The sequence below is a fragment of the Demequina flava genome, assembly GCF_000975035.1.
Taxonomy (GTDB): Bacteria; Actinomycetota; Actinomycetes; order Actinomycetales; family Demequinaceae; genus Demequina; species Demequina flava.
In genome coordinates this window covers 665,703-688,470 of sequence record NZ_BBRA01000002.1, presented here as the reverse complement: position 1 = coordinate 688,470, position 22,768 = coordinate 665,703, and the positions used below count along the sequence as shown (strand labels likewise).

Here is a 22,768-nt window from a genome sequence, read left to right as displayed (position 1 = left end):
AGCCCTCACACTCGCCCCTCGCTCACCGCGCGCGGCGAGATGTGCTGTTGTGGTGCTCCCATGCGCTGTCTCTAGACGCGCCCGCCGCATTGCCGGCCACTCAACCCTTTGCGCGCCGCGCTGCTGCGCGCCCCCCAGCCTCATACGGCATTTGCCGGTCCATCCCGGCAATACCTGAGCATCGGCCCTCACCCAGGCCCCCGATGCGCACTGACACGCCCCACGAAAGGCATTCCCCATGAAGATCCGTACCGCTCTGCCCGCTCTTGGTCTCGCTTCCGCGCTCGCTCTCACCGCCTGCTCCACGGATGGCGGCGACACCGAGACCAGCGCAGACGCCACCGGCGCCACGGGCACCGACACCTCGCTCACGGACGTTCAGGACGCCGGCGTCATCGTCGTCGGCACCGAGGGCACCTACCGCCCCTTCACCTTCCACGCAGACGGCACCGGCGACCTGACCGGGTACGACGTCGAGGTGGCCCGCGCGGTCGCCGAGGAGCTCGGCGTTGACGTCGAGTTCGAAGAGACCCAGTGGGACGCCCTGCTGACTGGACTCGAGGCAGGCCGCTTCGACACCGTCGCCAACCAGGTCGGCATCACGCCCGAGCGCGAAGAGGTCTACGAGTTCTCCGCGCCCTACACGTTCTCCAACGGCGTGGTCGTGGTCCGCGACGACTACGAGGAGATCACCACCTGGGACGACATCGAGGGCAAGACGCTCGCGCAGTCGCTCACCTCCTCCTACGGCACGCTCGCGAAGGAGTCCGGCGCAAACATCGAAGCCATCGAAGGTTGGGCGCAGTCGATCGAGCTGCTGAACCAGGGCCGCGTCGACGCCACCATCAACGACAAGCTCACGTGGCTGGACTACAAGGTCGACACCGGCGCCGAGGGTTTGAAGGTCGCGCTCGAGACCGAGGACGGCTCGCGCAGCGCTTTCGCATTCACCGGCGGCGACTCTGAGCTGGCCGATGCAGTGACCGAGGCGCTCGACACCCTCGCCTCCGACGGAACGCTGGCCGAGCTGTCCGGTGAGTTCTTCGGTGACAACGTTTCCGTGGAGTCGACGTACTAATGGGCATTGACTGGTCCCTGTTCTGGGACTCCCTAGGACCGCTGGCGCTGGCCGCGCTGGTGGGCACCATCCCGCTGGCGCTGGCATCGTTCGCGCTCGGAATGGTGCTCGCCGTGGGCGCTGCGCTGATGCGGCTGTCGAAAAACCGGCTGGTGTCCGCGATTGCGCGGCTATACATCTCGGTGATTCGCGGCACGCCGCTGCTGGTGCAGTTGTTCGTGGTGTTCTACGGGCTGCCCTCGCTGGGACTGGTCATCAACCCATGGCCGAGCGCCATCATCGCGCTGTCGCTGAACGTCGGCGGCTACGCGGCGGAGGTTGTTCGTGCCGCGATCCTGTCCGTTGACAAGGGGCAGTGGGAAGCGGCCTACATGGTCGGAATGTCGCGCCGCACGGCCCTGAGGCGGGTCATCCTGCCCCAGGCCGCGCGCGTGGCTGTGCCGCCGCTGTCCAACACCTTCATCTCGCTGGTGAAGGACACCTCGCTCGCATCGCTGATTCTCGTGACCGAGCTGTTCCGCAAGGCCCAAGAGATCGCCGCCTTCACGCAGGAGTTCATGCTTCTGTACATCGAGGCAGGCTTGGTCTACTGGGTGATCTGCCTCGCGCTGTCTTCTGGACAGATGAGGCTCGAGAGGAGGCTGGATCGCCATGTCGCTGTCGCCTGATTCATCTGTGGGTGGCGCGCCAGCGCTGCTGTCGGTACGCGGCGTCACCAAGTCCTTTGGTGACAACGAGGTGCTGAAGTCCGTTGATCTGGACGTCTCGCGCGGCGAGGTCGTGGCCGTCATCGGCGCCTCTGGCTCCGGAAAGACCACGCTGCTGCGATGCCTCAATGGCTTGGAGACGCCCGATGCTGGGGTGGTATCCGTGGGCGCCGTCTCCGTGGACTTCGCTTCCGCAGGCCAGGGGCGTGGGGGAGTGAAGGCGCTTGAGCGGGCCAAGGGCTCGCTGCGCGACCAGTCCGCCATGGTCTTCCAGCACTACAACCTGTTCCCACACCGCACGGTCATCGAGAACGTCATCGAGGGCCCCGTCGTGGTCCAGGGACGCTCGCGTGACGAGGCCCGGGCTGATGCGCTGGTCCTGTTGGACCGCGTAGGACTGGCTGAGAAAGCCGATGCCTACCCGCACCAGCTCTCCGGAGGCCAGCAACAGCGCGTGGGTATTGTGCGCGCGTTGGCACTCAAGCCCGAGTTGTTGCTGTTCGACGAGCCGACGTCCGCGCTAGACCCCGAGCTCGTGGGCGATGTGCTGCTCTTGATGCGCGATCTCGCCGCTGAGGGATGGACCATGGTCGTCGTCACGCACGAGCTGCAGTTTGCGCGTGAGGTTGCGGCGAAGGTTGCCTTTGTCGACGCCGGGCGTGTGCTCGAGATGGGCCCGCCGTCGCAGGTGCTGGGCGCTCCGCGCGAGGAGCGGACGCGGCAGTTTGTGCGGCGGCTGACGCATCCGTTGTAGCGGGTCGCAGCCGCGACTGGAGTACCTTGGGGTCATTGCATGCACGTAGTTGCGCTGATGCCTGGGGGATGAATGACGACCGAGATCGTGGGAAGTGTCCAGACGTTGGGCCTGTCCAGCATGGGACTGATCATCTTCGCGCTGGTGGCTGTGGTGCTCATAGATATTGCCCGTGGTGATGTGAAAGTGTTGCCGAAGTGGGTGTGGGCCGTTGCCGTCGTCTTGGCCTTTCCACTCGGGCCCGTCGTCTACCTCCTGTTCGGGAGGGTGAGCCGGCGTGGGGCCCGGGTGCCCCAGCCTGGCGAGTGACGGAAGTAACGTGGCGTGGGATGCCCATCTCGTTCGCGGGCGGAGATGCCTTGTTGGCGAGCCAAGCCTGCACTACCCACTTTCGTTTTTTTCGATTAGAATTTGAGCCGTGACCGCATCTGAAACAGTTTCCGTGACGTTTGCGACGCCAGACGAGTCTGAGGCTCTCGCGTCGGTCTCGCGCATCCTCCACGGTCATGACATGCCTGCGCTCGTGGGGCCAGATGGCGAGCAGATCACGTTGCCGCTGAATGTGTTTGAGATTCTCACGGATGTCGTAGACGCGATGCAGCAAGGCAAGGGCATCTCGGTCGTGCCGCGCGACACGATCATGACGACACAGCAGGCCGCAGATTTCCTAGGAATCTCGCGTCCGACCCTGGTCAGACTGCTTGAGGATGGCCAGATCGAGTACACGAAGCCGGGCCGGCACCGTCGGGTGCGTCTCGTGGACCTCGACGCGTTCCAGCGCCGTCAGGCTGCCGAGCGTCGCGAGGCACTCGACGCGTTGACGCGCGAGGCAACCGAGGGGCCCACTGCGACCGGGTTCGTTCAGACGCGGTAGGACGGTCGATGTACTCGGCGGTACTGGATGCCTGTGTGCTCATCCCGTATCCACTGTTCGATGTGTTGCTTCGTTGCGCGGACAAGGGCCTGTACCGCCCGCTGTGGTCCGATGGCATTCTCGAGGAAACCGAGCGGAACCTCATCAGGCACGTGAACGTGGAGCCAGCAAGAGCTGCCAAGCGGGTGGATACCATGCGTCGGGCGTTCCCCGACGCCACGGTCACCGGCCACGCCAACCTCATTCCGGCGATGACGAATCACCCCAAAGATCGTCACGTGCTGGCAGCGGCGGTACGCGCAAATACCGGGCTGATCGTGACAGCAAACCTCAAGGACTTCGCTCCGGAGCACCTGGAGCCGTACGGAATCACGGCGATTCACCCGGACGAGTTCCTTCTAGATCTGCTGGACCTCGGTCAGGTCGCAGTCATTCATGCGTTGCATGACATGCTCGCTCAGAATGCAAACCCTCCGACCAATGTGCTTGAACTCATCGTGACGCTCGACGAGACAGCGCCACAATTTGCCGCTGATTTGGCGCGGCTCATGACGTAGAACTCCGTACCGCGGGGGATGTCACGAGGTGGTCTGTCGCGCTAGCGGCCGTACGGGAGTTGGCAAGGGAACCGCTTCCGGTCTCGCTCACGCGGCTGAACGGAGGGTGCTATAGATTCCGCGTGAGCGGAGTCGGTAGCGGCAACACAGATTCGCGGAGGGTGCGGTGCTGATCCAATGGTCAGCCGCCCACGTTGCGCGACGAAGGTAGGTCGTTGCTTACCGGCCAGCAAATTTAGGGGGCCGTGTCCATCGCTTGAGCATCTGCTCGGGGAGGATGCCCAACCGAGTTTGCTCTCGACGTCCAGGTAGTAATCCGGCCAGTTACGTGAGCAGAGCGCCTTGGCGTCTGGGCCACCAAAGGCGCAGGAAATGCTGAGTCCTTCGTGGCTCCTGCCCAACACGGTGCGCGAGATCGACCGCCGTCGGTCACAACCTGTAGCCTCGTTTTCGAGCCGGCACACTGGCGATCGTGTCGCGACGCCATTCTGAGGGGACAAGAGTGACGAAGTACGAAACTGCCGCTAGCAAGGCGGATGCAGTAGCGCGGATGTATTACTTGGGAGGTCGCGGCCCCGAGGCGCTCGGACCCGGCAGCAAGGAAAAGCGGTCTGCGCTCGAATCCTTGGCTCGTGCGATCATGCTTGACCTCAGCGAAGTCTCGACCAAGGCCGAGTGCGGTCGTGTACTGGCCACACGACTTCGTGTCAACTGGGACGCTACGTGCTTCAGCGCAGGAGACACCATCACTTTGACGGGCATGAATCGCTTGGTTGATGGAGTGGTCGAGCACATGGTTGCCGCTGAGCCTGGCGTAGAAGAGCGCTTGGTGCGCGAACTCATGATCCTCGCACCCGTGCCTCGCGGCAGCGAGGGACAAGGAAAGGGACTTCACATGGACACGATCGCGGCGGACACGCAAAACAGCATTGCCGAGTTCATCGCGGAACTCAGCCAGGAAGGTGACGCACCTAACGGGCGTGAGTTTATCGCGGCTAACCTCCTGGCAGACGAAGTTAAGTTTTCGGACGGTAGTTGGCGTGCCCACCTGGCGAGCGTGCAAGGTTGGCTGGCACTGCCCGAAGACTTGGATCAGACGTCTGCCGAGGAGTTTGATCGAAGTCTGGCTAGGGCGCTCGGTTTCGACCCAAATGCCGTCGACACGGAGGCGGTGGCGGCTCGATTGGTCGAGCGCCTGGAACTGGCGGCCACACTGCGCACGGCCTTCGAGGATGCTCTGGAAGCATCGTCTGAAGGCGGGGCGACAATTGGGTCTGCAACCCAACAATGGAACGAGGCCTGGCAAGGTCTCGAAGAAGAGGAAGAGAGTGAGAGCGTAGGTCCAATTGTGGCTTCCGCTGACACGTGGCCGATCTCTGAGTTTGTGCAGCTTGCTTCCGATGATGATCTTGAACTGAGTCCCTCGTACCAACGCGCGGATGTGTGGCCGACCGCAGACGCACAGCAACTTATTGAGTCAGTCTTGCGCGGGATTCCGCTTCCGTCCATCATCTTGCTCAAGGAACTGACCGAGGACGGCACACGGTACGACGTCGTCGACGGCAAACAGCGCCTCACATCACTTCTTCGATTCACCGGGAAGCACCCAGTCGCGCTGGAAACTGTCCGCGCCAAGGCCTTGGAGTGGGGTATTGATGGCCTCGAGGACATCTTCCATGAGGACTATCCGAAGTTCCGCAAGCTGTGGAAGCAACACGAACTCGAGAGTCTGACTGCGAAGGTCGAGCGACGCAACTATTTCCCGTTCGCGTTGCGCAAGGGCAACGTCAAGTCACTTGATGGTGATCTCCAACATCTCCGAGGGCACTACTACTCAGAGATCCGCAAGGATGCGATTACCATCGTTGGCGAAAAGCGCAAGTTGTATTCGCTGTTTGAACAGGTCTCGAAGTATAAGATTCCGGTCATCGTGTACGAATCGGCTACACCCGCGCAGGTTCACGAGGTTTTCAGCCTCTATAACAAGCAAGGCAAGCACCTCAACGCTGAGGAGATCCGCAACGCGCTGTATCACCACTTGGCTCTCATGCGCGGGCTCCTCATCACTGCCGGCGATAGCGAGAACATTGAGTTGGTCGCGCCATTCTTGGCGGCCGAGTGGGATGACCTCCAATCGACTCCAGTTGTCCTCGATGATTACGGCTTCGGCAAAGCGGGGTACAAGCGCACCAAAGTGCTTTCCTGGGTCCTTGCCGCGCTCGTCGTCCAAGACGACTCTCAGGAAATCACGCGCTCAACTGCGGCGCACATCAACCTCATGTTGAAGCAAGTCGCTGACAACAGGCGGTCAAAGTTCCGAGACGAAGAAACAGTCCTGGATGCGATGCTGCTTTTGGATCACGCGGTTGACGCGTTGGCCGTGATTCCGGCGGAAACGTGGGCTCCGGGCTTTAAGCACGGTAAGTGGCAAGAGCTTCAGTTGGTAGGAACCCTCGTCGGACTTGCGGCGGCTTGCGCGACCTATGGCGACGACACTCGGTCGATTGTGGACGCACGGCTCAACGCACTTGCTGAAGCCAGTGCCTCTGAGCAGTGGCGGCGACCGCGAAAGACCCAGTCCAAGGAGCAGTGGAAGCACACAGGACGCGTCGTTGCGTCGATCATGGAGATCTTGGATGTTGACCCTGACGAAGCGCATGATGTGCTTGTCTCTCGTTATGGCTCGTCCGGTCTCGACCGGCTCGTGCGCATGTCGACTTTGACTGACGAGTAGTGGTCATGGTTGTGCCGACGCCACCGGATCAGGAGACTCTAACGCCCACTCCGTCGAGCTGGTGGGGTGCCTACTCCAATGAACTCAAGCGGAGTGGAATTAGCGAAACGAGCCGGGCCGCAATCGAGCAAGATTCGCGACTGATAGTCGACCAGTGCGTTGCGGAGGCAGGGGCCGAAGCGTGGAACTCGACACGCCAGCGCACCGGTGTCGTGATGGGGGCGGTCCAATCAGGCAAAACGGCGTCGATGATGGCCGTCACCGCGCTCGCGTTGGACAAGGGTGTCGACTTTGTTGTGATTCTCGCGGGCACGCGCCGCTCGCTGTGGTTGCAGACCCTTGAACGCTTTGTCGGGCAAGTCGACTCGCATCCAGACAAGCTGAGGCGCCGCACGCTGATGCCCCTCCCATCGTTGATAGCGGACGCGGACGCGTTGCCCGGACCGGCTGGTCTTTACACGCTGACTCGGCCGGCAATGAAGCAGTCGATCGCGGCGCGACGGCCTGTCATCGCCGTCACGATGAAAAACACGGCACACCTTGAGCGGCTCTCAGTGCTCATGACACGTGTTGTCGCGCCCAAAGTTGCGGCGGCGGGGCGCCCTTTCCATGTGCTTGTGATCGATGATGAGGCGGATGACTCGTCAATCGACAATTTGATCGACGTTCCCGGCGGCGACGCGGCAACAGTGGAGACCAAACAGGTTCCGCGTAGAATTCTGGACCTGTGGCAGTCGCGGAAACAGAGCGACCAAACGCTGGACGCGAGCCTTTATGCCACATACATGGCGTACACCGCCACACCGCAAGCTAACTTCCTGCAAGAGCAAGACAACGCGCTGGCACCCCGGGACTTCATCGTCGCCCTGCGCACGCCGGGTCCGCATGGCCACATCGATGTGCGAACGAGTACGTACAAGGCCCCGGAAGGCGTTAATGCCTGGTACACAGGCGGGGAAGCCTTCTATAAGACGCTCGATAAAGTTCCCTTGTGTGTCGCGAGTACAGACAGTGATGAAGAACTCGTCGACGGAGTACGGGCGTTCTTGGTGGCTGCTGCAATTCGTCGAATGCGCAAGCCTGAGCTGATGTCCCCTGCGGAAGCCAAGCGCGCATCTTTCGACTCTTTGGAGGCTGCGCAGCACCATCTACCGCCTGTCGCAAGCATGCTGGTTAATCCATCGTCGGGATTGGGCGACCACTTTGACGTAGCAGGGCGGATTCATGCGTGGTCAATGGGATTGGATGCTGTTGAGGCCCAAACTCCCCTGTGGGAGAGGCCAAGTCGTGACCTCGGTGTCGATGGTGTTCGAGACGACATGGCTAGAAAGCCGGCGCAATGGATTCACTGGCTCGAGAACTATGGGAGATCTGCCAGCGCAGTGGCGGCCCTACCCGGTGCGGGCAACCGCACGGTGCCATCCAGTGATCAATGGCTAGACGTGAGCAAGGTCATCATTGACGAGATTGTTCCGGCGACGTCGCTGGCCGTCATAAATAGCGATGACAACGCCGATGAACGCCCACAGTTTTCTCCCATCTCAAGCGATGGCGAATGGCGTGCGCCAGCAAACCTGTCCACGATCTTCGTGTCAGGCAACGTAATGTCCCGGGGTTTGACATTGGAAGGTCTGCTTACGACAGTCTTCACGCGAACGGCCGAGCATCCGCTCGCGGATACCCAGATGCAGATGCAGCGGTGGTTCGGATACCGGGGTGCATATCTCGACCTGTGTCGCGTGTTCATGAGAGAAGAGCAGATTGACCTGTTCACGCGCTTTCATGACAACGATGAACTTTTGCGACAAGACATTCTGGCAGCGATGGAGGGCGGAGGGGTCTCCGACCCAGTCGTATTGCAGGGGAGGAGTTTCCTGGCAACAGGGAAGATCGCGAACACTCGCGGCATAAGCTTGTCGCCTGGTAGCCGTCAACTGTTCCCACTTCTAAATAGGCCACAGGCCGACGAAGACAACCGTGCTCTCGTGGCGAGTCTATTGAGCGAACCGGGCACCGTGGTGGGACCTACGCGTCACCCGAGGGGTTATCTGTGCTCCAGGACTCTGTCGCTGCCTGACGCGGCCGATCTCCTCGACCGTCTGCGATACACCGAACACGGTGCTGACCGCGACGGTGTGGAAGCGTCTCGTTGGCAGTCCGCCGCGCGGGCTGCGGGGCTGAGCCCGACCATGCCCGAGTTATACCGGGCTCCGCGGGTGGATACGCCGTTTTGCGAGATGAACGCATCGCCGTATTCCGTGGCGGCCTACCTCCGCTTTTGGGCGGCGGTCCTCAACCGAAGAGTGCCGGGCCTTTATACGACAGATCACAGGCCCCTAATGTGGCGAACACTCGACGCCAACGCACGCGCTCTGCGCACTGCAAAGTTCAATGTAGCAGTTCGCTTCGGACCCGGAGGGCCGGTCACGACAGGCGCTCTGGGAGATCTCTCGATTCCTGTCGGCACGATGGCCCGTACGGTCCACAATGACCGGACTATTGATCCTGCATGGGGCTCCCAGAATGGGCCAATTCGAGGAGACGATTTTTTCGACTACGAGGCGCTTCGGCGGGAGCCTCGCGCGGCAGCAGATCGAACACGGCTCGTGGGCGAAGATGGCCTCATTCTGTTCCACGTCATTGATCGGTCGCCCGAGGAGCCGACGATCGCGGTTGGATACTCGATACCTCGAGGCGGGCCAGACTTCGTGCAAGCTATGAGAGGAACCCCACGTGGCTGACATGAGCGAATACGCACTTGATCCCCAGTACGAGTGGCTTCGTGAGCAGGTCGATGGACTCACAGTCGCGAGTGACGATCGCTCGCGTGTGGTTCAGTGGGTCGACAACGACCACAAACTCGGCCTATCGCGTGACTCGGGCGGTCGTGTCGAGCTCTTTTTGGCGGGTCCGCCACTGCACGGGAAGAGCCGGGTGGTGCAAGCGGCAAGAGAGCACGGTGATTGGTCATCCAACACCGGAGGCGTAGTGCGCGCAAGTCGTATCAGGCTCCCCAATGCTCCGCACTTCGACCGCGTCGCGGCTTTCATTTCGGCTGAGCTGCTCGCCGCAGGGATCAACGATAATGTCCAGCAGGCGTACGCGGATATCGAACCGCTTATCGCGTTGGCCTTTGAGGAATCACACGCCGGTAGCCCGTTCGTTCTCGGGCTCGCGGGGGAACTGCTGTTCCTGCGTGCGCTTCTCCGGGGTGCGGCACCCGAGGAGCGGGGGTTCATTGCGGCGGCATGGATGGGGTCAGGTCGCACAACCCGCGACTTTCAGTTGGATTCCGTCGGGGTAGAAGTCAAGACGACGACAGGTGCTGCGAGTAGGCACCACATCAACGGCATCGCCCAAATCGAGTGCGGGGTCTCCGTCGACTCGGTGCCAGAAACCGATCTCTTTCTGCTCAGTGTGGGCCTGAAATGGCTAGACCTCGACGCGACGTACGGGGACTCGCTTCCCGGAATAATCGAGAGCATCCGGGCAATGTTGGATCATGCGACGGATAGGCAACTATTCGAGACCGCCGTGGCTGGGTACGGAGATCTCCAAAATTCAGACGCGCCGACCATGAGTTCGGCCGAATGGAAGCGACCCTTTTACACGACGTTCGAGCGGCTCTACGAGCTTGCCGATCCCAGGATTGAGTTGCCTTCTTCGCAGGACCTTGTCAACTATGTCCACCTCGACCTGGACTCGCTCAGTTTCAGGATCTCGCTACCAGATCAGATCGACGGCGACCTCAATCCGCTTACAGACCTCGAGTCGGCCGCAAGCAAGGTTCTTGGCTTGTTCAGGCAGAATCGGAATTCGGCCTAAGTGAGGGTGGGGCCGACACCGCGACCGGCGGTGCCAGTTCAGCGCGCTCAACTGCCGTCACAAGTGACAAAGGTAGATCCGCTTTGTCTCGCATGACGTGCTCACGGAAAACGTGCCAAGCCGCCCCAACCGCGACGCCGTTACCAGCCTGTTTGTATGACGCAGCATCGCGTTGAATTCCGAAGCTGAACTTTCGGGGCAGGCCCTGAAGTCGAGCGGCTTCGTGTGGAGTCAAGCGCCGTTGACGTGGTCCGTAAATCGACGTCTGGGTGATAGCAACTAGTGCCGGTAGGTATGTGGGAGGCTTTGCTCGGATGCCGGACGGACGGAAGTGCATGACAGTGTTCCAAAGCGACTCCAGTTCGCGGGCCTGCCACTCCAATTTCTTGCGAGAGTTTGGAAAGTCGGCGAACTCAGGATGGTCAGCGAGCCACGAGTCGATGAGTGCATGATGGTGCTCGTAGAACTTGATGTTCTTGAGAACAATTTTCCTCTTCCACGCTGGAAGCGCATCTAGTTCCTCAGCGCTAACCGTTGACTCGCGACGCCACTCGGCGCTCCAGAGCGGGAAGCCTGGCAACTTGGTTCCTGTAGCGGCACGGAATCGATGTATCAGGTCGTCCCAGGCGTTCACCCAAGTCTTCTCCATCTCTGAGAGCTCGTAGTCCCCCAGGTTGCTAATCGAGTCGTCTGAGTCCAGAATCCACTCCGCTCTCCACATGTCCGGGGTCCAGTCATCGACGGGCGCGCGCTTGACGACTGGATCAGGTGCCGCCCCAGCGGCGAGTTCCTGCTCAACTCTGTCCGCACCGATGTAGGTGCCGAGGATGAAGACACGGTCTCTAATCTGTGGGGTTCCGCCGCGCTTTGGTGGAAGGAGGTGCGGTGAAAACACCGTTGGGCGATCGGACACCCGGTAGCCGAGTTCTCGAAGAGTGCGAATGATGGTCAGCCATTCATAGCGGTGCCTGGGGCCCGCTATGTTCCGGACATTCTCGAGCATGACGATTGCGGGCCGGCGCTCCTTCAGCACGCGCGCGATGTTGAAGAACAGCGTTCCGCGAGTCTCGTCCATTCCGCGTTGGGCACCTGATTTGGAGAACGGCTGGCACGGGAAGCCCGCAGCGAGCACGTCGTGCGCAGGGACCTCGATCGGGACAGTCTCGTCCTCGGGCGCTGCTGTGGTGATGTCACGATTGAGGACTGGACGGTCGTCTGCGGACAGAGGCTCGACCCAGTTACTGAAATACGTCGCGCTCGCGTTGTCGTCGATTTCGGACACGTAGACGCACTTCCCATTTGCGTGCTTCAGCATCGCATGGAAGCCTCCGATGCCCGCAAAGAGATCGATGTACTCGAATCCTTCGTCGGCAGGGGTAGGCATGGCGTACAGCTTAGTTGATGTTGCGACCCGCTGGCCGCCGGAGCAGGAACTTGTGGCAACCCGTGCGGTGTAGTTCTCGTGAGGCACGGGTCTGATCCCACCACGGACCTGTGACACTGTGCGGCAGGAATACCTGACCCCACCCCACACGTTCCGCCCACATGAGCACAGTAGGCATTATTGGCGCAGGCAACATCGGAACCAATGTGGCGCGGGCGGCTGTTGCTGCCGGTCACGACGTGGTCATCGCGAACTCGCGTGGGCCTGAGACCTTGAAGGGTCTCATCGAGGAACTGGGCGACAAGGCCAAGGCTGGCACTGTCGACGAGGCAGCGCGTACCGGCGACTTCGTGCTGGTCGCGATCCCGCTCCATGCCATCGAGTCCCTTCCCAAGGAGCCGCTTGAGGACACGGTCGTGTTGGACGCGAACAACTACTACCCAGAGCGCGACGGCCGTATTGCGGACCTCGACGCCAACCTCATGACAACATCCGAGCTCTTGCAGAAGCACCTCCCGCACTCGCACGTCGTGAAGGCGTTCAACCACATCTACGCCGCGCAGATCCCCACCGACGGACTGCCAGCAGGCACCGAGGACCGGCGTGCGCTCGCGATCGCGGGTTCAGACCCGGGCGCGAAGGACATCGCGAGAATCTTCCTGGACACGCTTGGCTACGACGCCGTGGACATGGGCGGCCTGTCGGAGAGCTGGCGCATTGAGCGTGACACCCCCGGCTATGGTCCACGGATGAACGCCGACGAACTGCGCGAGACGCTCACGAAGACGGAGCGCGTTCAGCAGACGTAGAGGTCCGCACTCTTTATCGCTCGCGTGAGGCGAGCAGCGCCGCCTCCGTGCGCGACGCGACTCCTAACTTCCTGAGGACGTTGGAGACGTGCACGGACACGGTCTTCTCGCTGATCCCGAGCTCTCGGCTGATCAGCCGATTGGACAGGCCCTGAGCTACCAGGCCCAACACTTGGTCCTCGCGCGGCGTGAGACGCTCGCGCGGAGCGTCGGGTTGGGGCGGCAAGACAATTGAGGTGTGGACGGCTGCGGAGCGCGCCAAGCGCTCGAGCGGGGGAGAGCCGAGCTCCTTGGCAGTGTCCGCGGCATCATCCAGGAGCGCACGCGCTTCACTACCTCCACTGAGTGCTTCAGCCAGCCTGATCGACAAGAACGCCGTGACGTGACGCCACCCGTCCAGGGGCTCCCACATTGCCAAGGCGTCCCTCCAGGCCTGGCGTGGGTCCTCGTGCGCCACGCCCGCCATCGCGGCGTAAGCGCACGCGGATGCGGCCCAAGCATCGGCCTCTGGTACGCCACCGGGGTTGCCCCGCAGTAGCGGCACCAACGTCGCGGCGGCCTTGCGGACGGACCCCAGGGGGCTTGCGGCCGTCTGCGCGATTGAGACGAAGATGAGTTCGTTCACGGCGCCCGCGTGCCCTGCCCACGGGTCGCGTGCCGCGCGGGATACCGCAGCCAGATCGGGGGTGCGTGTGGAATCCGTGAGCAGGTCGCGCCACAGCTGCGTTGTCATGCAGGACACGGTGCGACGCGCTCCGCGTTCGGCTGCCATCTCCAGGGCGCTTGTTGCGAGCGCGGCGTCCCCGCGGAACGCAGCGAGGCGGGCCCGCCAAATGAGCAGCCACGTCGTGTAGAGCCCGTCGCCGGTGGCGTCGGTCGTAGCGTCCTCGGCCTCATCCCAGCGCCCGGCGAGGAACAATGCCTGGACCGCGAAACCCGTCAGGGCCTCGCGGAAGAGCGCCTCATCGGAGACTCCACGCAGCTCCGCCAGTGCGGCGATGGCCGCATCCGCGCCGCCGTTCACATCTCCGGTGTAGGTCTGCATCGCCGCGGTGGGGATGCGGACGGAGTGGACGCCCACACGGAAGCCGGCGGCCTGAGCCAAGTCGTGCGCACTCCGCAGCCGCTTGAGTCCCTCCGCGTGATCACCGAGCATGCCCAGCGCTGCCCCGGTCTGGGCGAGCGCCTGGCACATTGCCGCTGGAGACTGAGCTGCCTCAGCCGCGGCGAGGGCGTCCTGTGATGCGGCCGCGACCGCCTCCGGGTGGGTATCCCAGGGCCATGTGCGTGCGAGGCCAAGGCGGGCAGTTGCCTGCGGCGTGCCGTCAGAGATCAGCTCCGCAGCGTCATCGACAAGACTCGCCGCCTGCTGAGCGGAGCCCGCCCACGGGTTGCGCCGCAAGATCTCAGCGAGCACCAGGATTCGGAGCGCTCGGACCTCATCGGAGTCGGCAGGAGCATCGACGGCTCGGCGTGCATAGTGAGCGGCATCACTATTGCGGCCGGCGAGTTCGGCGCTCATCGCCAGATCGCTCAGCAAGTCGCCTAACGGTGGCGTGGAGGTGGCCTGCGCGGACTCGGCCAACTCCACGGCTCGTTCCAGGTGGTGTGCGGCGGCGCCCTGTGCGCCAAGCCGCTGCGCGTCCCGAGCCGCAGCGACGGATGCCGCAGCGCCCCGGTCCACGTCGCCGGCGCTGATCCAGTGATGGGCGATCTCTTCGGGGGCGCTGTGAAGCGCGAGCGAAGGATCCTCGTCAAGGAGGTTGGCCAGCGTCCGGTGAATGAATCGCGCTTCGTCATACGGGGTCGCTTCCACGAGGAACTCCGCCATGAGGGGATGCCGGAGGCTGTACCGGCGGCCATTGGCCCGCTTGACGAGCACGCGTGACTGCAGTGCAGCGCCGATGCTCGCCTGTAGTTCCGTACTCGGCGTGCCCGCCGCTTGGGCCAGGAAATCGTGGGTGATGGTTCCGCCGGCAAGCGCGCAGATCACCACGACCGCGCGCGCCGCGTCCGGCAATGTCTGGATTGCGGGGGCGAAGGTGTCACTTACCTGGTCTGGCAATCCCGGAGACTCCGAGTGGAGGTGGGCCGCTAGCTCTTGGGCGAACAGCGGGTTCCCGCCGGACCGCTCCAGCGCCGCCGCGCGGTTGGCCGGTGATGCATGTGGCATGGAACTTTTGAGCAAACCCTCGAGGGCATCGGACTCCAGCGGTCCCAGCGCCAGGTGGCGTGACCCCGGGACTCTCAACAGGTTGCTCAGGTGGGAGGCGGCACTGTCGGAGGACGGTGTGCGCACTGTTGCAACGATCACGACGGGGTCGTGACGGAGGTCACGCGCGAGCGCGAGAAGCGCATCAACCGTGGATGCATCCGCCCAGTGCGCATCCTCGACGACGATCACCGCCTCACGCGGCGCCGTGCCCTCCCGCAGCAGGCGAGCCGCGCTGCCGGCCACCACAATGGCATCGACGGGTGCGCGAGGTGAGCGAGCATCGGCCCTATGCCCAGACCGGACGAGCCATCCCAGGTCTCCCGCCGCATCTGCGGAACCTGCGGCCAGGGGACGGAGCGCATCGGCTAACCCGCCAAACGGCACATCGTGAAGGGGCAGGCAGTGGCCGGTGAGGACTGTGAAGCCTGATGCGTGGGCAATCCCGGAGCATGCCTCGACGAGCGCGGACTTGCCCATGCCGGCCTCGCCGGTGATCACGACTGTGGAACCGCGTGCTTCGCGTGCGGCGGCCAGGGCCGCGCGGAAGTGATCCACCTCCGCATCGCGTCCCACGATGTCCACCGCGCCACCTCCAGCCAGACGCGAGCGGGCGCGCGACAGGCTCGGACAGCGCGCCCACCCCTCATGGGCACGCTATCCGAGCCTCCCTCAGCGGGAGAGATGAACGTAGGTGTGTTATCAGCGCAGGCAGGCCATTTCGACGGTTGCATCTGCAAAGACGTCCTCGGCGTCCAGATCGGTCAGCTCGGGCACCATTTGCAACGTGATGGTTCCGGACGCATAGGCGCCCGCGTCGTCGAAGGACGGGACCAGGTCAACAGGAACGTTTGCCGGGTCCAGGCCAAACCAGGTTGCTTGCTCGCCCGCGACCCACTCGGTGCCGTCGGGCAGGGCCAGATTCATGGATGGGTCGTTATGGGCCTCCGCGTCCGACACGGCGTCCCAGTCGACGAGTGCGAAGGAGAAGTATGTATCCGGGTCGTCGGAGCCTTCGAACGGCATGACGCCTTGGAACGACCCATCGAGCGCGAGGCATTGCGCGTCCAAGCCGTCGTGGCCCTCGGGGATTGCGAAGTTGTAGGTTTCGCCGTTGATTTCTACGGTTGCGGTGTCCGGTCCGGACTCGCCCGCCATCGCGTCGTCGTCCTCCTCGCCGTCACCTTCCATGAAGCCGCCGGAGTCTTCATCGGTCGTGGCGTCGTCGAGCGCTTCCTCGACGGCTTCGCCAATGTCCTCCGCGGCTGCCGAGGCACCGGCCCCAATGTCCGCGGCGCTCTCGGCAGTGCCGTCGCTACTGGAGCAGCCCGCCAGGAGTGTGAGCGCGATCGTGGCGCCGCCTGCGATCGTGAGTCGTGTCGTCAGCATGGCCATCTCCCTGCATGGCGGTCCGTCGCTGTCAGTTCAACACCGCGCACGTGCGGGAGGTATGGGGAGAAACCTTAGCCCGAGACGAATTTGCGTTTCCTGAGGGTGAAATCAGCGAAACAGAAGATGAACGATGCGTCAGACGAGCAGGCGCCAAGGTGGCCAAGTGGTAGACACGAGCCTATGGATAGCGGTCAAGTCAACGTTCCCGTGGGTGGCACTGTCGGGTTCATCTCTTCCCATTTGCCAGGGCTGGTACCGGCCGAGCGCCGGGTCGCAGAGGTCGTCGTGGCGGACCCGGAGTTTGTGTCGCAGGGGTCCGCGGCAGACGTCGCTGAGCGCGCCAGCACGTCGCCCGCGACGGTCGTGCGCACCTTCAAGTCCCTGGGCCTGGTGGGATTCCAGAACCTGCGGATGATGCTGGTGCGAGATCTCGCAGCGGCGGGCGCAGTCGGTGGGCGCGAGCCCTCGGAGGCCACCGGGGTGGACCGCATCGTCGACACTACGGTTGGGGACTTGCCTCAAGCCCTGTCTACTCTCGACCGCGCGGAGCTCGCGGCGGCGGTGTCGGCTGTGCATGGCGCGCGCCGCGTCCTCGTCGCGGCCAATGGTGGGTCCGCGCCCGCCGCGCAGTTGGGGGCCTTCTTGCTGATTCAGAACGGCCGGTCTGTTGAGGCTCCGGCCGATGCTGTGGTCCAGCACATGGCGGCCGTCAGCCTGGGGGAGGGTGACGTGTGCATCGCCGTGTCTAACTCCGGCACCAATGCGCTGACGATCGAGGCGGCCGACGCCGCCCGGCGCTCGGGTGCTGCAATCGTGTCTCTCACGGGGTACGCGCGGTCCCCGCTCGCTCAGATGGCCACCCATGCTCTGATCGCAGGGCCGCCCGTCAGGGACTGGGCCGTAGGGATGCCGGGCATTGTGGCGGCACAGATGGTTGTGCTCACCGCACTGGCCGATGGTGTGGTGTCCGCACGTGGGGGAGAGCACGACTTCTCGCCGGAGATTTTCCGATTCATTGCCGAGGCAGTCGACGGTGGCGTCGGCTCGAACGAAGGCACTCCGGAGTCTGCTCCGTCTGCCTGATTTCGCTGTCACGTGACCTTCACGGTGACGTTGCCGCGCGTTCCATTACGCGTCACCGTATGTTCATTACGGCTCCTTACCTTTATCGGTAACGGGATTTCCTAACGAGGAGATCCATACCGACTGAAGGAGCAACAGTGGCTGAGATCGCGATCTCCGGCGTGACCAAGAAGTTCGGCGAGACTGTCGCACTCGACAGCGCAACCTTGACCGTGAACGACGGCGACTTCCTCGCCCTGCTGGGGCCGTCGGGATGTGGCAAGTCCACGCTCTTGCGCATCCTCTCCGGTCTCCTTGAGCCCACCGCGGGAACCATTGCGATCGACGGCGAGGACATCACGGACGTGTCCGCGAAAGAGCGCGACATCGCTCTCGTCTTTCAGAGCTACGCGCTCTACCCGCACCTCAGCGTGCGAGCCAACCTTGAGTTCCCCCTCAAGTCGCGCAAGGTTGCCAAGACGGAGCGCACGGCGCGTGTTGAGGAAGTGGCTCGCATCCTCGAAATTGAGCACCTGCTCGAGCGCAAGCCCAAGCAGCTGTCCGGTGGCCAGCGCCAACGAGTCGCCGTAGGCCGTGCGCTTGTGCGTGAGCCCAAGGCCTTCCTCATGGATGAGCCGCTGTCCAACCTCGACGCCAAGTTGCGCGTCCAGACGCGACACGAGCTCACAACCCTCCACCGCCGTCTGGCCGCCACGATCGTGTATGTCACTCACGACCAGGTCGAGGCGATGACGATGGCGACGCGTATCGCGGTCATGAATGACGGGCGCATCGAGCAGATCGGAACCCCCGAGGACGTATACGACCGCCCGGCCTCGGTCTTTGTGGCGCAGTTCATCGGTAGCCCGCCCATGAATCTTGTTCCGGCGACGGTCGAGTCCCGCGAGGGTCAGATCGTGCTGCACGGCGAGGGCGTCGGGGGATCGCTCTTTGTCGGAGACGTCCCCGAATTTGCTGCCTACGTGGGAGTGCGGCCCGAACACCTCCGCGTCACCGCACGCTTCGCGGCGACGGGCCTGTCGCTGACCGGAACCGTGGAGATGGTCGAGAACCTCGGCAACGAACTCCACGTCACGTGCCGCGTCGGCACCGAGCGCGTCGCGGTGCGAGCCTCCCGCGAGGACGGGGTTGCGCTCGGCTCGCCGATCACGCTCACCGCAGACGTGGAGCACGTCCACCTCTTCGCGGCAGACAGCGGCCGGCGACTGGAGTGGATCGAGGAGCCCTCCACCGATGTCGTCGACTCGGTACCTGCCGCCGTCGCCGTCTAACCACCCCCACCGAACTTCACTGACGACCGCCGTGACGGCGGCCACCACACCTGACCCCATCAAGAGGAGAAATCATGCTGTCCCCATACCTCCGCTCCGGCGCTTTCGTCGCCGCAGCCGCGCTTGGACTCGCTGCCTGCTCAAGCGGCAGCGACGTTGAGGCTGCGGGCGATGTCGACGCCGCAAGCGCCGATCTCAACGCCGCCATCGAAGCACTCGACCCCGACGAGCAGGTCGAGATCGTGTTCGAGAGCTACAACCTGCAGACCGAGGGTGTCTGGACTGACACCGTCAACCAGTTGCTCGAGGAGTTCGAGGCTGAGCACCCCAACATCAGCGTCACCGGCCAGCCCCCGCTGGCTGACCTCACCGGCGGAAACTCCGCCACTGCATCGTCCGTCCAGCAGCAGTTGCTCGCTGGAGATGCGCCAGATGTCGCGCAGCTGACCTTCGATACCTTTGACTTCGCCGTCAACGCGTTGGGCACCAAGTCCATCGAGTCCTTGGTGGGCACCGAGGCCGTTGAGGAGCACCTCGGCGGCGAGTACCCCATGCACGAGCGCGCAGCTGCACTCGGTGAGTGGGACGGCCAGCAGTGGGCCATGCCCTACGTGTTCTCCACCCCAGTGATGTTCTACAACGCGGATGCCGTTGAGGCCGCAGGCATTGACCCCGACACCATGGACGTCTCCACATGGGACGCCCTTGCCGAGGTCGCCACTCAGGTTGGCGAGAGCGTCGGCACTGAGCCAGTGGCGCTCGGTTGCGTCAACGTGGGCGGTGACTGGTGCATGCAGGGCATCATCGCCTCAGCGGGCGGCTCAGTGCTCAGCGATGACCGTTCCACGATCACCTTCGGTGAAGAAGGCTCGGTGACCGCAGTCGAGAAGATGCGGGAACTCGCGGATGAGGGTGTCATCGCCAACCTCGATGTGCAGAGTCAACTAGAGGCAGCAATTCGCGGTGAGGTGACCTTCATCATCAACTCCTCCGCCCTCCAGGGCTACCTCCAGCAGTCCGCAGAGGCCGGAGGCTGGGAACTGCGCTCCGCACCACTGCCTGGCTTTGAAGGCATGGACGCCGTGCCGACCAACTCGGGCTCGGCGCTGTTCATCCTGTCTGATGACCCGGCCAAGCAGGCCGCCGCATGGGAGCTGACGCAGTTCCTCACCTCCGAGCGTGCTTACGAGCTCATCACCTCGCAGATCGGATACCTGCCGCTGCGCACCGGCCTGACTGAGGGTGACGGCGCGCTTGCCGACTGGCTTGAGGCCAACCCCCTCGCACAGCCCAACCTGGACCAGCTCGAGAACCTCGAGCCCTGGGTCTCGTACCCCGGCGACAACTACTCGCAGGTCACCCAGATCGTTTCCACCGCGATCGAGGAGGCCGTGTTCTACGGCGAAGACCCCGAGGCAGCCATGACCGATGCCGCCGAGCGCGCACAGGACCTCATCAATGAGTGACACGACGCTGGCCCCCGTCAACGAGACGGGGGCCGCGCCCCAGCGGCGCATCGAACTGCCCGGAATCTTCAACCTCCGCGACGTCGGCGGTTACCCCACGACGACCGGATCGATTCGCTGGCGCGCACTCCTGCGTTCCGATGCGCCGGCACGCGTGGGAGAGACAGGCGTGAAGCACTTGGCCGATGCTGGCGTGACTCGCGTTGTCGACCTGCGCAGCGACGACGAGCGTTTGAAGTCGCCCAGCGACTACGCGGGTAGCGGGATCGTGGAGATCCACGTCCCCGTGCACTCCGATGCGGCCCCCAAGGTTGCTGGAACGGGCGCTCAGATGCTCGCGACCGTGTACGAACTCATGGTCGATGAGTCTGGCCTGGCTCTCGTCGAGGCGTTGCGCGGCATCGCCGAGGCAGGGCCTGAAGGTGCCGCCCTCGTGCATTGCACTGCGGGCAAGGACCGCACGGGCGTCGTGATCGCGATGGCGCTCGAGCTTGCGGGAGTTGATCGCGAGATTGTTCTCGACGACTACACGCTGTCGCAGGAGTATCTGGCAGGGGAGTGGGCGGCGCAGATGCGCACGGCCATTGCCGCGCAGTTCCCTGGACTTCCCGAAGACATCGACGACCTCTTGGTGGCGAGTCCGCGTGAGCTACTCGCCGCCACGCTCGACCGCGTTGAAGCCGCTCACGGGAGCGTCCGCGACTACCTGATTGCCCACGGCATGACAGCCGCGGAGATCGACACCTTGATCAGCAACATCACCGTACCCGCCACTGCCGAGGAGGCATCATGACTGACCTGACCCCCGACACCGCTGACCATTTCCTGCTGCACATCTCTGACACCCACTTCGTAGGCGAGGGCCTGCTCCACGGCGGCGTTGACTCCGACAAGAACCTTCGTGAACTGCTCGACTCGCTCTCTGCGCGCCAGCAGAACCCCGAGGCCATCATCTTCACCGGTGACCTCGCGGACATGGGTGAGATCGAGGCGTATGAGCGTCTCCGCGACATGGTTGAGCCCGTCGCGGCAGAGATGGGCGCCACAGTGATTTGGGTCATGGGTAACCACGACGAGCGCGGCGCCTTCCGGTCGGTCCTGTTGGGTGGCGAAGCCTCCTCGGAGCCCGTCGATGCCGTCTACGACATCAACGGCCTGCGGATCATCGCACTCGATTCCACAGTTCCGGGCAAGCACCATGGTGAGATCACGGACGAGCAGCTCGACTGGCTCGCGGACGTGCTCGCCAGCCCGGCTCCCCACGGCACCCTGCTAGCGCTGCACCACCCTCCCGTGCCGAGCCCCATCGCCATGATGAAGCTCGTCGACCTCAAGGACCAGGACCGTCTGGCCAAGGTCATCGAGGGCACCGACGTGCGCGGAATCCTGGGCGGCCACCTGCACTACAGCACCTTCACGGACTTCGCAGGGGTGCCCGTGTCCGTCGCGTCGGCAACGTGCTACTCGCAGGACCTCGCGATGGCGCAGCCTGGCGCTCGCGGCATGGACGGTGGCCAGTCGCACAACCTCGTGCACGTCTACGGCGACAAGGTCATGCACTCCATTGTTCCGCTGGGAGACTTCGCGACGCTGTACGAGATGCAGGCTGACCAGATGGAAGCCTTCCTCGCGATGACGCCTGAGCAGCGTGAGGCTGCAATGTCGGGAGCGGCGCAGAACTAATGTTCACGCAAGTCGCCGCGCCGGAGGCGGCCGTCGGGGAGCCTCGCAAGGCTCACCGGCGGCCCCCGCTGGCGCCGTACCTCTACCTGTTGCCCGCGGTTGCTCTGATCGGACTGTGGATCTACCGGCCTATGGTCGAGGGCTTCGGGCTGTCGTTCTACGACTGGAATCTCCTACCCACCAGCCCCAAGGAGTGGGTGGGTCTCGAGAACTACGCAGACGTGGTGACCAATCCCGAGATGATCGCCGCGATGCGCAACACTCTGGTGTACATCGCAGCGGGCTTCGTGGCCGCGGTCATTCTTCCCACGATCGCTGTGCTGCTGTCACGCAAGGTCGGCACGCGCTCCAAGAGCGTGTATCAGGGCCTGATCTTTGTCTCGTTCCTGATTCCGCCCATTGCTGCCGGAGCTGTCTGGCGTTGGATGTTCGCTGAAGACTCCGGACTGTTGTGGACTGCGGCTAACAATGCGGGCCTCGATCTCGGGAACATCTTCCGTGATCCGTCGACTGCAATCTGGGCGATCATCGCGATCATGGTGTGGCAGATGCTCGGATTCGGCGTCCTCGTGGTCGCTGCCGGTGTGGCGGGCATCAACCCCGACTACGCCGACGCGGCTGCCACCGATGGCGCGGGCTCGTGGCGCACCACGATGCGCATCACCGTTCCGCTGCTGAGCCCCACGCTGCTCTTCCTGGGCCTCATGGCGATCCTGCTGTCCGCGCAGTGGTCCTTCCCGCTGATCGACTTGCTCACCCAGGGTGGCCCGATCAACTCCACCACGAACATCTACTACCTCCTGTACCAGCTCGGATTCCAGAGCTTTGACGCAGGGCTCGCCGCAGCCGCCGGAGTGGTGTTCTTCCTTCTGTTTGGGCTTGTCGCGGTCGGATTCGTCTTGCTGTCCGAAAAGCTCAACTTCCATGACAACTAGGAGC

At 63.4% G+C, this 22,768-nt stretch carries 19 protein-coding genes; 16 read left to right on the top strand and 3 right to left on the bottom strand.

Annotated features, from left to right (window positions below; all coding sequences use genetic code 11):
* Positions 1–238 precede the first annotated feature (238 nt).
* The 9 genes from AOP74_RS11820 (at position 239) to AOP74_RS11780 (ending at position 10,529) form a co-directional block, all read left to right on the top strand.
* On the top strand, positions 239–1,078 hold the full coding sequence (locus AOP74_RS11820) for a transporter substrate-binding domain-containing protein (protein ID WP_061962550.1): 840 nt from the start codon (positions 239–241) through the stop codon (positions 1,076–1,078).
* A complete protein-coding gene (locus AOP74_RS11815) occupies positions 1,078–1,746 on the top strand; it encodes an amino acid ABC transporter permease (protein WP_061962549.1) in 669 nt (222 codons plus the stop codon). Before AOP74_RS11820 ends, AOP74_RS11815 begins: the two co-directional genes overlap by 1 nt.
* The gene (locus AOP74_RS11810; RefSeq protein ID WP_061962548.1) at positions 1,730–2,539 is read left to right on the top strand and encodes an amino acid ABC transporter ATP-binding protein; all 810 of its coding nucleotides are present in this window, start codon (positions 1,730–1,732) and stop codon (positions 2,537–2,539) included. The genes AOP74_RS11815 and AOP74_RS11810 overlap by 17 nt, the downstream gene beginning before the upstream one ends.
* 72 nt (positions 2,540–2,611) lie before the next feature.
* A complete protein-coding gene (locus tag AOP74_RS11805) occupies positions 2,612–2,848 on the top strand; it encodes a PLD nuclease N-terminal domain-containing protein (RefSeq protein ID WP_061962547.1) in 237 nt (78 codons plus the stop codon).
* A gap of 109 nt (positions 2,849–2,957) precedes the next feature.
* Positions 2,958–3,413, top strand: a complete 456-nt coding sequence (locus AOP74_RS11800) for a helix-turn-helix domain-containing protein (RefSeq protein WP_061962546.1) — start codon at positions 2,958–2,960, stop codon at positions 3,411–3,413.
* An 8-nt stretch (positions 3,414–3,421) separates the two neighbouring features.
* Positions 3,422–3,970 (top strand): PIN domain-containing protein, encoded by a 549-nt coding sequence (locus AOP74_RS11795; protein WP_082096325.1) that lies wholly within the window; start codon positions 3,422–3,424, stop codon positions 3,968–3,970.
* 502 nt (positions 3,971–4,472) lie between these two features.
* Positions 4,473–6,704, top strand: coding sequence for a DUF262 domain-containing protein (locus tag AOP74_RS11790; protein ID WP_152649285.1), 2,232 nt, complete (start codon positions 4,473–4,475; stop codon positions 6,702–6,704).
* 521 nt (positions 6,705–7,225) lie between these two features.
* Positions 7,226–9,445, top strand: a complete 2,220-nt coding sequence (locus AOP74_RS11785) for a Z1 domain-containing protein (protein ID WP_236683818.1) — start codon at positions 7,226–7,228, stop codon at positions 9,443–9,445.
* Between the two features lies 1 nt (position 9,446).
* Positions 9,447–10,529, top strand: a complete 1,083-nt coding sequence (locus tag AOP74_RS11780; protein ID WP_236683827.1) for a PD-(D/E)XK motif protein — start codon at positions 9,447–9,449, stop codon at positions 10,527–10,529.
* Here AOP74_RS11780 and dcm read toward each other — a convergent pair.
* Positions 10,504–11,913, bottom strand: coding sequence for a DNA (cytosine-5-)-methyltransferase (dcm, locus tag AOP74_RS11775; RefSeq protein WP_082096357.1), 1,410 nt, complete (start codon positions 11,911–11,913; stop codon positions 10,504–10,506). The genes AOP74_RS11780 and dcm overlap by 26 nt on opposite strands.
* A 161-nt stretch (positions 11,914–12,074) precedes the next feature.
* On the opposite strand from dcm, the gene AOP74_RS11770 reads away from it, so the two are divergent.
* Positions 12,075–12,722, top strand: a complete 648-nt coding sequence (locus AOP74_RS11770) for an NADPH-dependent F420 reductase (RefSeq protein ID WP_061962542.1) — start codon at positions 12,075–12,077, stop codon at positions 12,720–12,722.
* A 13-nt stretch (positions 12,723–12,735) separates the two neighbouring features.
* Here the strand turns inward: AOP74_RS11770 and AOP74_RS11765 are convergent, their stop codons facing one another.
* Together AOP74_RS11765 and AOP74_RS11760 are read right to left on the bottom strand one after the other, a co-directional pair.
* Positions 12,736–15,519, bottom strand: a complete 2,784-nt coding sequence (locus AOP74_RS11765; protein ID WP_061962541.1) for a helix-turn-helix transcriptional regulator — start codon at positions 15,517–15,519, stop codon at positions 12,736–12,738.
* A 117-nt stretch (positions 15,520–15,636) separates the two neighbouring features.
* On the bottom strand, positions 15,637–16,323 hold the full coding sequence (locus AOP74_RS11760) for a hypothetical protein (RefSeq protein ID WP_061962540.1): 687 nt from the start codon (positions 16,321–16,323) through the stop codon (positions 15,637–15,639).
* Between the two features lie 183 nt (positions 16,324–16,506).
* Here AOP74_RS11760 and AOP74_RS11755 point away from each other — a divergent pair, with 183 nt between their 5' ends.
* The 6 genes from AOP74_RS11755 to AOP74_RS11730 all read left to right on the top strand — a co-directional run bounded on the left by AOP74_RS11755 (position 16,507) and on the right by AOP74_RS11730 (position 22,764).
* A complete protein-coding gene (locus AOP74_RS11755; protein ID WP_061962539.1) occupies positions 16,507–17,409 on the top strand; it encodes a MurR/RpiR family transcriptional regulator in 903 nt (300 codons plus the stop codon).
* A 137-nt stretch (positions 17,410–17,546) separates the two neighbouring features.
* Positions 17,547–18,680, top strand: a complete 1,134-nt coding sequence (locus tag AOP74_RS11750; protein WP_061962538.1) for an ABC transporter ATP-binding protein — start codon at positions 17,547–17,549, stop codon at positions 18,678–18,680.
* Positions 18,681–18,754: 74 nt separating this feature from the next.
* Entirely contained in the window at positions 18,755–20,146 is a 1,392-nt protein-coding gene (locus AOP74_RS11745) for an ABC transporter substrate-binding protein (RefSeq protein ID WP_061962537.1), read from the top strand.
* Complete coding sequence (locus AOP74_RS11740) at positions 20,139–20,939, top strand: tyrosine-protein phosphatase (protein WP_061962536.1); 801 nt, start codon at positions 20,139–20,141, stop codon at positions 20,937–20,939. The genes AOP74_RS11745 and AOP74_RS11740 overlap by 8 nt, the downstream gene beginning before the upstream one ends.
* Complete coding sequence (locus tag AOP74_RS11735; protein ID WP_061962535.1) at positions 20,936–21,829, top strand: phosphodiesterase; 894 nt, start codon at positions 20,936–20,938, stop codon at positions 21,827–21,829. The genes AOP74_RS11740 and AOP74_RS11735 overlap by 4 nt, the downstream gene beginning before the upstream one ends.
* The gene (locus AOP74_RS11730; RefSeq protein WP_061962534.1) at positions 21,829–22,764 is read left to right on the top strand and encodes a carbohydrate ABC transporter permease; all 936 of its coding nucleotides are present in this window, start codon (positions 21,829–21,831) and stop codon (positions 22,762–22,764) included. Before AOP74_RS11735 ends, AOP74_RS11730 begins: the two co-directional genes overlap by 1 nt.
* The last annotated feature ends 4 nt before the right edge of the window (positions 22,765–22,768 follow it).